Source organism: Ottowia thiooxydans DSM 14619, assembly GCF_000422885.1.
Lineage (GTDB): Bacteria > Pseudomonadota > Gammaproteobacteria > Burkholderiales > Burkholderiaceae_C > Ottowia > Ottowia thiooxydans.
In genome coordinates this window covers 60,636-75,458 of record NZ_AUGX01000015.1, presented here as the reverse complement: position 1 = coordinate 75,458, position 14,823 = coordinate 60,636, and the positions used below count along the sequence as shown (strand labels likewise).

At 58.6% G+C, this 14,823-nt stretch carries 11 protein-coding genes; all 11 read right to left on the bottom strand.

Features of this window, described 5'->3' with window-relative positions; all coding sequences use genetic code 11:
• Window positions 1–21: 21 nt before the first annotated feature.
• On the bottom strand, window positions 22–1,161 hold the full coding sequence (locus G518_RS0114660; protein ID WP_028603194.1) for a nitronate monooxygenase: 1,140 nt from the start codon (window positions 1,159–1,161) through the stop codon (window positions 22–24).
• Window positions 1,162–1,181: 20 nt separating this feature from the next.
• A complete protein-coding gene (locus tag G518_RS0114655) occupies window positions 1,182–2,153 on the bottom strand; it encodes a Bug family tripartite tricarboxylate transporter substrate binding protein (RefSeq protein WP_028603193.1) in 972 nt (323 codons plus the stop codon).
• A 93-nt stretch (window positions 2,154–2,246) separates the two neighbouring features.
• The gene (locus G518_RS0114650) at window positions 2,247–4,520 is read right to left on the bottom strand and encodes an acyl-CoA dehydrogenase family protein (protein WP_051236712.1); all 2,274 of its coding nucleotides are present in this window, start codon (window positions 4,518–4,520) and stop codon (window positions 2,247–2,249) included.
• Window positions 4,504–6,642, bottom strand: coding sequence for an acetate--CoA ligase family protein (locus G518_RS0114645; RefSeq protein WP_051236709.1), 2,139 nt, complete (start codon window positions 6,640–6,642; stop codon window positions 4,504–4,506). Before G518_RS0114645 ends, G518_RS0114650 begins: the two co-directional genes overlap by 17 nt.
• Window positions 6,639–8,192 carry a hypothetical protein gene (locus tag G518_RS35255; RefSeq protein WP_051236708.1) on the bottom strand — a complete coding sequence of 518 codons (1,554 nt, stop codon included), beginning with the start codon at window positions 8,190–8,192 and terminating at the stop codon, window positions 6,639–6,641. Before G518_RS35255 ends, G518_RS0114645 begins: the two co-directional genes overlap by 4 nt.
• Before the next feature lie 3 nt (window positions 8,193–8,195).
• Entirely contained in the window at window positions 8,196–8,987 is a 792-nt protein-coding gene (locus G518_RS0114635) for a crotonase/enoyl-CoA hydratase family protein (protein ID WP_028603190.1), read from the bottom strand.
• Window positions 8,988–9,177: 190 nt separating this feature from the next.
• Window positions 9,178–10,827 (bottom strand): flavin-containing monooxygenase, encoded by a 1,650-nt coding sequence (locus tag G518_RS35250; RefSeq protein WP_156909405.1) that lies wholly within the window; start codon window positions 10,825–10,827, stop codon window positions 9,178–9,180.
• Window positions 10,828–10,852: 25 nt separating this feature from the next.
• A complete protein-coding gene (locus G518_RS35245) occupies window positions 10,853–11,773 on the bottom strand; it encodes an alpha/beta hydrolase (RefSeq protein ID WP_051236706.1) in 921 nt (306 codons plus the stop codon).
• A 20-nt stretch (window positions 11,774–11,793) separates the two neighbouring features.
• Window positions 11,794–12,843 (bottom strand): alcohol dehydrogenase, encoded by a 1,050-nt coding sequence (locus G518_RS0114620; RefSeq protein WP_028603189.1) that lies wholly within the window; start codon window positions 12,841–12,843, stop codon window positions 11,794–11,796.
• An 84-nt stretch (window positions 12,844–12,927) separates the two neighbouring features.
• A complete protein-coding gene (locus G518_RS0114615; protein WP_028603188.1) occupies window positions 12,928–13,941 on the bottom strand; it encodes a branched-chain amino acid ABC transporter permease in 1,014 nt (337 codons plus the stop codon).
• Window positions 13,938–14,819 (bottom strand): branched-chain amino acid ABC transporter permease, encoded by an 882-nt coding sequence (locus G518_RS0114610; protein ID WP_028603187.1) that lies wholly within the window; start codon window positions 14,817–14,819, stop codon window positions 13,938–13,940. The genes G518_RS0114615 and G518_RS0114610 overlap by 4 nt, the downstream gene beginning before the upstream one ends.
• Between the last annotated feature and the right edge of the window lie 4 nt (window positions 14,820–14,823).

Here is a 14,823-nt window from a genome sequence, read left to right as displayed (position 1 = left end):
CGGTCGCATCGAGCTAGTGCGTCAGTCATCCGCACCCGCCACCTGTGCCTCCAACGCCAAAAACGCCTCGGCAAACTCTTCTTTGAATGACTGAACTACTTGGGTAGCGCTCAGCACGTTTTCGACCAATCCGACGCCCTGACCCACGAAGTAACTCACAAGAGGCAGTGCGTGCTGGTTACCGCCCTCCACCGCTTTGTTGATCTTCTTGAAAGCTGCCTGAGACACCATGCCCATGAGAGGCATCGGCAGGGCGCCGGGACTGGAGTCACCGTCCCAGGCGTCATGCCAAGCGGAGCGAAGTTGGCGGGCGGGCTTGCCGGTGCGGCTTCTGGAGCGCACAGTATCACGTGAGCTGGCTCGTACAATTTTTTCGCGAATGGCTTCGGTGGTCTCGGCCTCGGTGGTAGAAAGCCATACCGATCCAGTCCAGGCGCCGTCGGCGCCCATCGCCATACAACCAGCCATTTGAGCTCCTGTCATGATGCCCCCCGCCGCCAGCACGGGAACGTCGCGCACCGCCTTGACAGCCCGGACCACCTCGGGAACGAGCACCAGCGTAGAAACTTCGCCGCAATGGCCTCCGGCTTCACCGCCCTGGGCCACAATAATGTCGACGCCCGCCTGCACCTGTCTTAGCGCATGCTCCTTTGCTCCGACAAGTGAAGCCACAGGAACTCCGTGTACCTTGGCCCGAGAAATCATGGAAGCAGGCGCAATACCCAACGCGTTGGCAATCAACCGAATCGGGTGCCGGAAAGCCACATCAAGAAGTTGTTCGCTAATCTGGGGTAGTAGGGTTGGCAGCATATCGCGCACGACCTCGTCTGGCGTCGCGGCAATACCGTGCTTGGCGAGCAGTTCGACGACAAAGCGCCGATGCTCCGGCGATATCTGGTCCATCAGTTGCTCTTTGGTCGTCTGAGTCAGTACGGCGGAGCCCATGTTCTCAGGGATGAGCACATCGACACCATACGGCTTTCCATCGACATGATCATCAATCCAGCGCAACTCAATATCAAGCTCCTCCGGCGTGCAACTGCTTGCGCCGAACACGCCGAAACCCCCAGCACGACTAACAGCAGCTACAACATCACGACAGTGACTGAACGCAAACAGCGGAAACTCGCAGCCTACAAGCTTGCAAACTCGGTTTTTCATACAACGTTCCTCACTGGATTTCATTTCACTGGAATATTGAGTTCGCGAATGATGCTTTGCCCTGTCTCCGTATCGGTTCTTATCAAGCTCATTAACTGTTCGCGGCTCATGTCCTTCCAGATCAGCGCATTGGACTGATAGAAGTCTTTCACTGCCTTGCTGTTCATGGCGGTGGCCACGTCTCGCGCGATACGAGACACTACACTGGGGTCCATTTGAGCAGGTCCCTGAAGATAGTTCCAAGGTGCAAAAACCACGTCTACTCCCTGCTCTTTGAGCGTAGCGATGTCCGGTGCGAACGGCACCCGTGTAGTCGAAACAACCGCAATGCCTTTAAGCTGCCCCCCTCGGATCATCGGAAGAGCCGAGCCTATGACGGGCATTCCCAACGGGATTTGCTTGCCGATCACGTCGGTGATCATCGGGCTGTCCCCTTTGTAAGGGATGTCCTGCAAGTCAACGCCGGTACTGCGCTTGATCTGAACGCCCGCCATGTGCGTCGTACCGCCGACTCCACTGGTCCCGTAGGACGGCTTCGCGCCTGTGCGCTTACTCCAGTCGACGAACTCCTTCCAGGTATTGAAAGGGCTCGACGACGCAGTGGCCAGAACCAATGGGTACTCAGACAGGAAGCTGATAGGCGTGGCTGCTTCCAGTGGAGCGTATCGTGAGCCATGAGCCAGTGGTAGCACACTCATAAATCCAGAGACCTGCATACCCAGGACGTGGCCATCGTTCGGTGCAGCCATCAGTGCTTGAAGAGCGATCAATCCTGTCCCGCCGGGTTTGTTGTCCACGATCACGGTTTGGCCCCAGGCTCGTGTCAATTCGGCAGCGAGTACCCGCAAGGTGCCATCGGTAATTCCGCCGGGCGGGCCCGGAGTAATGATGCGTATTGACTTGGAAGGAAATTGATCCGCTTGGACATTCGTCATGCAAAAGACAGAAGCAAAAGCCAGTATTCCGTAGCGCCGCAGGTTCAGTTTCGACATCATCGTCTCCTTAAAAAACTACTTATGACCGCCGCAACAAAGCCGGAGATCGTCTTATTCACATGCAATAAAGTGTTTTCTGAGATAGCGCACTCAGTTGAGGCGTTCGGCCTTGCGATTCAGGCCCAACCCGCGCGTAGCGATCAGATTCCGCTGGATCTCCTGCGTGCCACCGCCGATGGTGTACATCAGTGAATGGCGCAAGAGCTGCTCCAGCTCACCGTTAAGCAGGTTGCCTTCCGCCGACCATGCGAGCGTGGCTTGCATACCAAGCAGATCTAACGATGCTTCACCCAACTGCTGCATTAAATCGGCGGAATACACTTTGCTCATAGCTGCTGCATGAGCCGACTGGTCGGCAATGACATCTCCTTCGATGCTATTGGCCAGAAGCGCTCGTGCAGCTTCCACCTTCGCGGCTAACGCGCCAACGCGTGAGCGTAGGTCATCTTTGTTTGCCAAGTCAGACGTTTTCCTAATTTGCGCGACCATCGCGTCAAAAACTCGGCGGCAGCGAAATACCACGCTGCCCATCTGGATCCGTTCCTCTGCCAGTGCCCCAGTCAGAATCCTCCAGCCACCGTTGAGAGGTCCCACCAAAGCCTCGCGCGGCACGCGCACATTCTCGAATCGGATGGTGCTAAATGGCCGGCTGTACATAGCCATACCAGGACGAATAGATACACCGGGGTAGTCCTTCAGAGGAACGAGAAACATGCTGATCCCGGCATGCCGGGGTTTAGCCTGCGGGTCGGTGCGTACTGCCAGCCACACATAATCTGAAAAGGTGGCATGGGTGCTCCAGAGCTTTTCTCCATTGATGACCCATTCATCACCGTCGAGTACGGCGCTTGTGGTGAGCGCGGAAAGATCTGAGCCCGCACCTGCTTCGCTGTAACCCAGGCAGATGCGGATTTCACCCCGCAGCAGGCGTGGCAGATAGAAAATCTGTTGCTTGGTCGTACCCCAGCGCATCAAGGCTGGCGCCTGTAGAGACATGCGCTGTCCCGGGGCATCCGCGTACTCCAGCTCCTGAATATAAGCAAGCTGTTCTTGGGGGGTACGCGCTTGGCCGCCGTGCTCCTTCGGCCAGGCGATCCCCAACCAGCCCTCAGCGCCCAAGGCGCGTTCGAACTCGGGGTGGTGCGCACGCTCGAGGTAAGGCAGCTCATCATGCGCGGCCTTTCGCTCGGCACTCCAGTGCTGCTCAAGCCATTTCCGAACTTCACAGCGAAAGCGCTCACCAGACTCGCCCAGCGGCGTATCCGGTAGTGCGCTGCTTTGATCGATCAACCGGTCAGCCAACTCACGCTCGGCTCTACGCACACCGCCGTGTCGTGCCAAATCTGCATGTACCCGCCGAAAATGACGTGGAAGCTCGTGTGATTCGTCATAGCCTACAGCGCCGAGCACCTGGTGTGCATCAAGCGCAACCTGCCGCAACGTGGCGCCTGCAGCAGCCAGCGCGGACAGGGCCGCCATGCGCCAAACTGGCTGACCCGCATCGCGCCATTGACCTATGCCGCGCAGCATTGCGCTGATGGCTTCGAGCGTGATGTAGGCGTTTGCCAGCTTGTGCTGAACGGCCTGAAAGCTTCCGATAGGCTTACCAAACTGTTCCCGCAAACCTGCATGCTCTACAGCGAGATCGAACATCCGTCGTGCAGCCCCATAGGCGCGTGCCAATAGCAGCAAGCGCGCCGAGAGTCCAAGATCAGCAACGCGGTTCGAATCGACGTCTATGCGCGTGGCGCTCACCTCCTCGAAAGCGATTGCGCCCAACGGAGGTACGGCCAGCCCGGGCAAGGACGACACGGGCAAACCGTCAAGGATCACCACTACAGCGACAGTGGTATCCCCGTCCAGAGCCAGCACCACCAATTGGGTGGCGTCCAACAATGCCTCGACATAACGCAAGCTGCCCGAGACGGCTCTTCCTTCCCAGCAGGCACGACCAGCATCCGCGTCGCCGTCATGCGATCCCAGGCTGAACGCAGCTTGAACAGCGCCGCTGCGCATCACATCCAGCATGGGCTGAGCTACCTCGCAGGACGACAGAAGCTCGTTGGAAAGAGCCAGCGCGGCCATCGGTGCCGGACAGGCAGCGCGCCCAAGCTCCTCCATGGTTAGAAGTAGCTCTTGCCAGCCACCAGCGCTGGCGTCATCGAGGCTACCTAAAGTTCCTAAGCCTACCTCCAGCAGTGCACGCCACACCGCCTGACGCTGCTCAGGCGTACCGCCATTGCCCGCCATATCGGCCGACCAATGGCGCTCAAAGAGTCGACGTAGGCTCGTTCGAAGCAAGTCCAGTTCGGCATGTTTCTCGGCATCGGCGCGGGCCATACCTTTGCTAGTTGCAGCTGTCATCTTCATCTTTCCAGATCGCGAGTCCATCAAGGGCTTCCGCCCCATCGCTCCCTACGCGAAGAGGGTTGACTTCAAGTACAGAAAGCTTTGGCCCAAGCGCAAGCGCCGCGTCTCCTATGCAAGCGATGACTTTAGTCAGTGCATCCAGATCGGCTGCCGGTGCTCCGCGCCAACCGTGAAGCAGGCGTGCACCACGTAGCTCGCCGAGCATGTCGCGAACTTGCTCCGGAGTCACGGGCAACAAGCGCAATGCGCAATCGCGCAGCACTTCTATCCACACGCCACCTAGACCTAATGTCAATACCGGGCCCCACTGCGCGTCTGTCGTCACGCTGACGAAAAGCTCCAAGCCCGCATCGCGCATAGGCGAGACGATCACGCCTTCGAGCCGAGCGGAGGGTGCCTTGCTACGTACTTCCGCCACCAGCTCTTCGTAAACCTTAGCCACTTTCTGGGCAGTCACATTCAAGCGCACCCCTCCCACCTCCGTCTTGTGCGCGATGTCGGGCGAAAGGATCTTGAGCGCCACTGGCCCATTCAGGTCCCTTTGTGCTGCCAGAGCCTGTTCAGGTGACTGGACCACGATGGCAGGAATTACCGGCACTCCGTGATGAGACAGGTGGAGCAAAACATCGCGTTCGTGCACGAGTCTGGGCGACACCTGGGCACTAATCGCCATTCTCTGCATGACTGTCGCGGTTTGTCGAACGCGTGCTGACCACCACAGGGCCTTCTTGACCGCACGCAAGGTAGCGGCCAGACCACCGAAAGCTCCACGAATGCCATGTTCACGCAAGACCTCCAAGCCTGCCCCGGTATACGGACGCACTGCGGAGGAGGAAAGAATTCCTCGCGAGCCGAGCTCACGCAACCCCTCTCCGATAGCCGTCACGAGCGGGAGACGAGGAGTCAGGCGCGTCTCGTCGCTAAACAGGCTGTAGCCAGCAATCACCAGACCGATGGAAGGATCTGAACCAACCGCGCGCAAACAGGATACGAAAAGCTGCGGGTTGCGAATCGCGGCACCGGTGATGTCAAAGGGATTGAGCGTCGCAGCGAAATCAGGTAAGTCGCAGCGCAACTTCTGCACGGTTTCTGCTGAAAAGGCGGGCATGGGAATGCCCAGCTTGTCGGCGTAGTCTGCAACCACGCCGCAGCCGCCGCCCGACAGTGAAACCAAAGCCACCCCTGGTTTTTCGATTACGCCAGTGTGTGCCAACAAGCCTGCAGTAGTGACCAGATCTTCCACACTCTCCACGCGCACAATTGCGTGCCGTTCGCAAGCGGCATCGAACACCTGATCATTGCCCACCAGCGAGCCAGTGTGTGCTTGTGCGACCGCTGCGCCCATGTCGCTAGCACCCACCTTGAACACCACCACCGGCTTTGCCTTAAGTCGTGCGATTTCGGCAGCACGAGCGAAGTCGGCCGGGTTGCGGATCGATTCGACGAACAATGCGATGGAACGTGTGCTCGGGTCGTCCGCTAGTGCTTCAATCACAGCGGCGACATCCACCATGGCTTCATTGCCTACAGCGCAGATAAAACTCAGACCTATTCCCTGCTGAACAGCGTAGTCTGCAATCTCGGAGCAGATCGCTCCACTTTGCGAGATTACCGCGACGTGGCCACTCAGCAGCGGCTGCGGAGGAGGAAGCGCGGCCAGCGCCCATCGATTAGCGACATGAGCAAAGCCCAGGCTATTGGGGCCCATGAAGGTGATGTCACGGCGCCGTGCCACCTCGACAACCGCTTCCTGCAGAGCTTTACCTTCCTCTCCGACCTCGGAGAAGCCGGAACTGAGAATGACGACGGTGCGGATGCCGGCGTCAGCCAAGTCTTCCAGAGCACCGACGACTGCTGAAGATGGTACGAAAACATAGCCCATATCCACGGGCTCAGGGATAGCAAGTGCACTGGTAAACCCCGGCAGACCGTGTGCCGGTGCGCCACGCTGGTTAACTGCATATATCGGACCTTCAAAGCCGTAGGCGCGAATGGATGCAAAGATGGACCGTGACCACTGCGAGCTATCGGATGCCCCGTACATCACAATGGACCGTGGCGGTGTGAACAGCGCCGTCATGTCCGGCCTGGTGCTAGTTTTTGCAACTTCCGTCATGTCACCTCCTGTTGATCAATGGTGTTGACTCCACCGGACTGGCAACTCACCTCGATGCGCCGCCCGATCGGCTCGCCATGCAGCAAGGCTGCGATCAATGCACCATTCCCCTCTACTGTCGCAAGGCAGCGCGTTCCGTCATCGACCATCCGTGCCGCAGCGATGAACGCTGTGGGCTGGCCACCTTCATAGCGCGCGGTGAAGCTTTCGATCACTGCCGGCCCTTGAGGCCGAACTGCCCGTGAAGGCGCTGGTAGAGCGTCAATTTGATCCTGCATAGCCGTGCTGCTGCACTCATGCCATGGCGCAGGTCGGGCTGAGTAGATTCCGGCTGCATGCTTAGACAAATAACCGCCATTGGCACCAATAAAGCCATAAGCTTGCCTGTCCAAACGCAAACGACCCAAGAGTTCCGCTATCGCATGCATCGAGTAGTTATTCCCCGGCCCGCCAAAATATGGCAACCCTCCGGTGACCGTGAGTCCACGCTGGTCCTCGAATTCGAGGCCAAGACCGTCGCAGGCGATGCTGGAAACAGCGATTGGAAAACAACTGTAGAAGTCGAAATATTTGCATGACGTCACATCAATGCCCGCTTGCTCGATGGCCGCATGAGCAGTCATGCGGGCAGCTGGCGAGGCTCCAAGGTCTTGGCGCTCCATCACCTCGCGCTCAGCGAGTTGCGCGTAACCGTGTAAATAGATCCATCGCTCCGATGAGATGCCCAGCTCTGATGCAACCCTAGTGGAAGTGAGCAGCAGTGCTGCACCTTGGTTAACTTGATCCTTTGCAACCATGCTCAGAAGGTAAGGGTCGCACACTAGGCGGTTACGCGTGCTCCCGGTTGCAATCTGTTCCGGTGCCTGTTCCGTTTGCACAAAAGCGCTATAAGGATTGGCAGCGGCCACCTTGGTAAAGGGCGCCAAAAGCCGTCCCATCTGCAGCATGTAGTCCTCACGGGTGAAGCCGAGAGTGGCGCGCCTCGCATTCTCAAGCAGGCCATAGGTAAGCGGCGCGCCCAACAGCCCGTGCTTTCGGTTGTATTCGGTGATGAGGCTTCCAACCGCGGGGCCGTGGTCCTCGACGTCACCAGCGGGTGACTCGTTCCAATCGAGCCGGATTCCTTGTTTGAGCAAGTGGCGCACGGTAGAGATTGCCTCTCCGCCAGCTAGCAGAACCATGCGAGCATCTCGACGCGCGATGCGTTCGCAGAACTCATTGACCAGTGTTTGAGGCGTGTCACCGCCAGCTCTCTCCCATAAGCAAAGACGTGGTTTGAGTCCCAGTCGATCGGCCACGGAACGGGGGAAGTTTCTACTCCCACCAAATGGGGCCGGCAGCCCACGCGAGTCGTCGAAAGTGCGCGTGGTTGCCACGACATCAATGTGAGGAGCCAAACGCACTAACCCCAAGGCGTCATCCACCGCAGCGTGTGCTGCCATAGCGGCAATATCCACAGGTGACCTCTGACCGTAGTCGAGTTCGCCGATGCGTTCGCAGAACTGTCCAACTCCGACCAGGATAGGTTGATCTTGTGAGGTTGATTTCATTTCTCAACGCCCTGTCCAGACCGGTGCTCGCTTCTCCGCAAAAGCACGAGGGCCCTCGATGGCGTCCGCGCTGGCTCGATTGCGCGCTGCGCCTTCTGCGCTGATGCGCCACGCGTCGCCATCCGCCTCCAGGTCGGACATTAGCGAGCGATGGATAATGTCCTTGCTGGCTCGCACTGCGATGGGCGAGTTCTCGCAAATGCGCTGGGCTAATGCAAGTGCCGTAGCGACCACCTCCCCTGGCTCAACCACTTCGTTGATAAGCCCCCAGCGCAGTGCCTTCTCTGCACTCATCGGGTCGCCAGTCAGGATATGTTGCATGGCCACTTTCAAAGGGATCTGCCGCGGCAACCGTAGTAGGCCGCCAGCCGCAGCCACTAGACCGCGCTTGACCTCAGGTAATCCGAAGTTGGCGGTGCGTGAGGCAATGACTATGTCGCTAAACAGCGCCAACTCCGTCCCACCACCCAGTGCATGTCCATTAACTGCAGCAATGACCGGCTTGTCCGCATACTGTTTGACCAACCCGGCAAAACCCCAACGCTGCATCTGCTCCGTCTGCTGAAGAAGAACCCCTGACGCCACTTCCTTGAGGTCAGCCCCTGCACAAAAACATCGGTCACCGGCTCCCGTGAGTACTGCGGCCCATAAGTCTTCGTCGGCTACAAAGCGCTCAAACGCATTGCCTAGATCATTCCAAGCCTGCACGTTGATGGCATTCATGGCTTCGGGTCGGTTGATCGTGATCTTTGCGACTCGGCCAATGCGTTCGAACAAAATGGTCTGGTAAGTCATGAGCGCTCCATCTCAAAAGGAAGGCGGTTGTGGTGTTTGGAGAACGTGTTCCACCAGCACTTCGATACCAATGTGATCGAAGTGCAAATACACAGGCTCAACGCTAAGGGGGTAGAAGTCCCAGGGCGCCGTTCTAAGAGCGACGAGTTCTGACGAATAGAGTCGACGCTTTTTTTGCCAGAGCCAGACCCTACTCACCTTTGTGAGCTAGCGTGCGCGAGATGGCATGCGTCGTACCAAGTACAAAGCCCTGATAGTTGTTGCGTGCCACTTCGTCACAGTGCGCGCGGAACGCACCCACACCTCCCATGTAGGGGATGAACCCGCGCGGCTTGCCCGGTATGTTGGCCCCGGTGTACCAGGAAGAGGCTTGAGCCAGCAGCGAGCGACCAGCGACCTCGTTCACATGCTCACACCAAGCTTCTTGTGCCTCAGGTAACGCTTCGATGCAATGCAGACCAAGGGCTTGCATATGACCAAGGCAATCCGTGATCCATTCCACGTGCTGCTCGATAGAAACCACCACATTGCTAAGCACGGAAGGACTCCCGGGACCGGTCACCATGAAAAGATTGGGCAACCCTGCCACCATAAGGCCAAGATAGGCATGAGGCCCGTCCGCCCACAGTGATTTGAGCGTGGGGCCGTCTTCTACACCGATATCGATGGCCAGTAAAGTTCCGGTCATCGCATCGAAGCCCGTAGCGAACACCAGAGCATCGACCTCGTAGGTGGCGTCTTGTGTTTGCACGCTGGACGGCCCCATCGCGCTGATGGGTGAGCGGCGAATGTCGACCAGGGTGACGTTGTCTCGGTTGAAAGTCTGAAAGTAACCCGTGTCAGCGCACAGTCGTTTAGTGCCGATGGGGTAGGTCGGTGTCAGTGCATCAGCCACCTTCGGATCCTTGACCACCTCGCGCATTTTCCGCTTCACGTATTCGGAGGTGATTTGATTGGATTTGGCGTTAAACAACACATCGTTAAACGCACGCGTCAGGCCGATACCACCCCAGTTCCAGCGCCGCTCGAAAGCAGCGTCGCGCTCCTCGGGTTGAACTTCCAGCACGGATTGCGTGGGAACGTTGAATCCCGCAACACCAGAGGGGCTCTCCCGCGCTTGCTTGCGTAACGCGGTGTAGCGCCCTTTGGATTCTCGTTCAACGTTCGCGTCCTGCGGGCCATTGCGCAGCGGAATGCAGTAGTTGGCCGTCCGCTGGAAAACATAAAGATGCTGAGCTTGTTCGGCGATCCTGGGGATCACCTGGATACCGGTGGATCCAGTGCCCACCACGCCCACTCGCAGACCGGAGAAATCAACCGGATCTTTCGGCCACGCGCTGGTGTGAAACCACCGCCCCTGAAAACTCTCAATGCCTGGAATATTGGGAACGCTCGCCTTGGAAAGATTGCCGGTGGCCATAATGCAAAAGCGGGCCCGAAACTCCTCGCCAGCCTCGGTCTTCAGCGTCCACTCGTTCTTGGCCGGCGCGAAACGCGCGCTCGCCACACGGGTGTCAAACATCACGTCTCGACGCAAATTGAAGCGGTCAGCGACGTGTTGAAGGTAGCGAAGGATTTCGCCCTGGCCTGCATAGCGCTCAGACCATTTCCATTCTTGCTGAAGCTCCTCGGAAAACGAAAACGAGTACTCCAGGCTCTCCACGTCACAGCGTGCACCGGGGTAGCGATTCCAGTACCATGTGCCACCTACGTCATCGCCAGCTTCGAACACTTTCACTCGCATACCCAGCGCCCGCAAGCGGTGAAGCAAGTACAGACCTGCAAAACCCGCACCAACCACGAGCGCATCGTATTCCTGGATCTTCTTTTCTTCTGACATCATGGTTCTCTTTTGTCGAGCAGTTTCAGGCTTTACAGGCTGTAGCCATCGCGAGCGCGGCGCTCAGCACAGCGGTGCGCGCGGTATCAACCAGGTTGAAAAGACGCACGAAGCCATGCGTCAGGCCTTGTACACGGTGGAGCTCCACACGTATGCCGGCAACGCGTAAGCGTTCGGCATAAGCTTCACCTTCATCCCGTAGAACGTCATACTCGGCCGTCGCGATCCAGGTAGGGGGGGTACCCGCCACGACCCCACGCAACACCGATATGCGCGGATCGCTCCAGAGCGTCGGCGGCGCATAGTGCTCGAAGAACCAGCGCATATCACTGCTGAGCAGGGGCATACCTTCGCTGTAATTTTTATAGCTATGGCGCTCCAAGTCGCAGTCTGTGACCGGGTAAAAATAGGCCTGCAACGCTACATCGACACGCCCAATCGTCGCCCTGACTGCGGCGATGCCCAGGTTGCCACCCGCGCTATCTCCAGACACGATGAGCGGGACGCCCCGACCCAGCAGTTGCTGCATGCCGTCTCGCTGAATCCACAGCAACGCATCCTCGGAGTCTTCAAGCCCGGCCGGAAATGGATGCTCGGGTGCAAGCCGATAGTCGAGCATGAGCACGGTACAACCGCTCTCCTCGGCCAACAAGCGCGCCAGAGAATCAAAATCCTCCAGTGCACCGCAAACCCAACCACCGCCGTGCAGGTACAGCACCAGCCCCTGTGACTCAGCGCCGGGTTTGTAGCAACGAGCGGGCACCGAGCCAGCACGCGTGGGTACCTGCAGCTCCTCCATGCTTACGCCGACTGGACCAGGGCCCAGCGCGTCGCGCGAGGTCGCCAGCAAGGCGCGCGCATCGGCTGGCGTGCCGGCACCGAGAGCGGGGCGGCCGGAAGCGCGCGCGGCCTCCAGCATCTTATCTATGAAGGGGTGTAAGGCCATGGCCAAGTCCTCCGCTGAATTCAAGGTACCAGCACAACGCGGCCTACCACTCGCCCGGCGCGAAGGTCCTGCAGGGCCTGATCGGCCTCGGCCAGCGGACGACGATCCACGCGCACCGCGAGGCCACCGCTCTTGCGCACCAGCTCAATCAGCTCGCGCAACTCGGCGGGACTGCCGATGTAGCTCCCCTGAAGAGTGACCGCCCGCATGGGCAGCAGCGGCACGGAGAGCTCCATCGCGCCCCCAAACAAGCCCACCACGACCATCTTGCCCACGCGATCAAGAAGTTCATACCCCAGCGAAGCTGACTCGGCGCTGCCTACCAGATCCAGCACGAAGCTCACCGGATTTCCCAAAGCGTTGCGCACCTGTTGTGCAGCATCCGTGGCGCCGGGGTCAATGGCAGCCAAAGCGCCGGCTTCCAGCGCTGCCTGGCGCTTCTCAGCATTGGGCTCAACTACCACCGCTCCCGGTACGCCCAGAATGCGCAAGAGGTTCAATGCCATCAAACCCAGGCCACCTGCGCCAATCACCACGATGCGGTCTTGCTGCAGCACCGGACCGGCTTTCTTGAGCGCGCTATAGGTGGTGAGTCCGGAGCATACGAGGGGTGCAGCAGCCACAGGATCGAGGTCGCCGATATCGATCAGATAACGCCCGTCGGGCACCAGGATGTGGTCCGCATATCCGCCATCGCGGTTGACGCCCAAAAAGCGAGGTGCCACGCATAGGTGCTCATCACCAATCTTGCAGAAGCGGCAGTCGCCGCAGCCGATCCAGCTGCACACCGCGTATCTGGAGCCCAAGGAAACGCCTTGCGCCTGTGGGCCAAGACCCACCACTTCACCAGAGGTCTCGTGCCCCATCACCAAGGGAAACTTGATGCGCTCAGCCATGGACATGGTGCGTCCACCGCCGAGATCGTATTGACCTTCCCAGATGTGAGCATCGCTATGGCAGACGCCCGCACCAAGAACCTTGAGCAGCACTTCCGTGCCCGTGGGCACCGGGGTGGGTTTTTCAACCAATTGCAATAACGACCGGAATCCTTGCAGATGCACGCATTTCATTTTCATCTCCTTTTCTTTTGTGAGGCCTGACGGTTGCGCCGCACTCGAACCGTCGTCAGTGATAAACAGGGCATGAACAGTCGATTAGTTCGGCGACACCCCTTCGTCCGCGGTTCGTCCCGAAGCTTTCATCCGGGAGCGCTCGCGCAGGGCGCGGAACGTACCGGCTATACCGCGTGGCAGCACCAGAACAGCCAATACGAACACCGTTCCCTGTGCAACCGGCATCCACTGCGCGAGTCCCTGCAGAGAGCTTTGAAGCGTCAGCATGAAGGCGGCGCCAAGGAGCGGGCCAATCACTGTTCCGATGCCGCCAATAAGTGCCATGAGAATTACTTCACCAGAGGTGGTCCAGGAGACGTCAACCAGCGTCGCCAGCCGGAACACGAGCACCTTGAGTGCTCCGGCGAGGCCAGCTAACGAAGCGGAAAGCACGAAGGCCAAAAGCTTGTACCGCCCTACCTGGTAACCCAGGGAAACAGCCCGCGCTTCGTTATCCCGGATCGCCCTAAGCACCTGCCCGAACGGTGAATGCATGATGCGATAGACGACCAGAAATGAAGCAAAAAAGCAGACCAGAACGAAGTAGTAGAGAACACGATCGTTTGCAATGTCAATCACTGAGAACAGCGCACGCCGCGGCACCGAGCTGATGCCGTCATCGCCTCCAGTGGCCGGCGCCGCAACACAGATATAGAAGAACATCTGCGCCAGTGCCAGCGTGATCATTGCGAAGTAAATGCCGTGGCGCCGAATCGCTATCAAGCCCACGATCAATCCCATGAAAGTGGCAAATACAACGCCCAGCAAGATGGCCACTTCCGTGGGAAGATGCCATTCCTTGAGAGCGTAGGCGGCTACATAGGCCGAACCCCCAAAGAACATGGCGTGACCGAAGGAAAGCAACCCGGTTTGCCCCACTAACAGATTGAAGGCCATTGCGAATAGCGCGAAACACAGCAACTTGGTCATGAAGATCGGGTAGATCATCAAAGGTGCCACGATCAACACCAGCAGCAGTCCCGCGAACAGGGCAAACTCCCTCGGGCGGTGGCCGTTGTTCACACGTTGCTTCAGGATAGGCTCGGAATTTGTCATGCGTGCTTTCCGAACAAACCGGTGGGACGAGTCAGGATCACCAGCGTCATGATGAGAAAAATAACCATGCTGGAAGCGGGCGGGTAATACACCTTGGTCAATGCCTCAAGTAACCCCAGTGCAAAGCCAATCACAACCGAGCCGACAATCGAGCCCATCCCACCGATCACCACCACGGCGAACACGGTGATGATCATTCCCGATCCCATCGCGGGTTTGACCTGATCCATGGGTGCGGCCAGCACTCCCGCGAGAGCGGCCAAGGCAACGCCGAACCCGTATGTCAATGTGATCATGCGCGGCACGTTGATGCCAAAAGTGCGCACCAAGTGGGGGGACTCGGTGGCAGCGCGCAGATAAGCTCCAAGACGTGTTCGCTCGATAAGGAGCCACGTAGCCAGGCAGACCAGCAACGATGCGATGATGATCCATGCCCTGTAGTAGGGCAGGAACATGAACCCCAGATCGATCCCGCCCGGCATGGGGTTGTCGTATGGGAGGCCAGAGGAGCCATACAACACCGACAGAAGGCCTTCAATGATCAGAGCGAGCCCAAAGGTAAGCAACAGCTGGTAAAGCTCATCCATCCGATAGACACGACGCAGCAGCACGCGCTCTGTCAGCATGCCTAGCGCCGCCGTGATCAGAGGAACCAGTATTAGCGCGCCCCAGTAGGAAATTTGCAGGTACCGCATCGCAGCCCAAGCGCCGAAAGCACCCAAAGTGAACTGCGCGCCATGCGTAAAGTTGATCAACCGCAACATGCCGAAGATCACGGTCAGCCCCAAGCTGAGCATGGCATAGAAAGCCCCATTGATCAGGCCCAGCGTGAGCTGCCCAGCTAGAGCCGGAAAAGGAATTCCGAAGATGTCGGTCATAGCC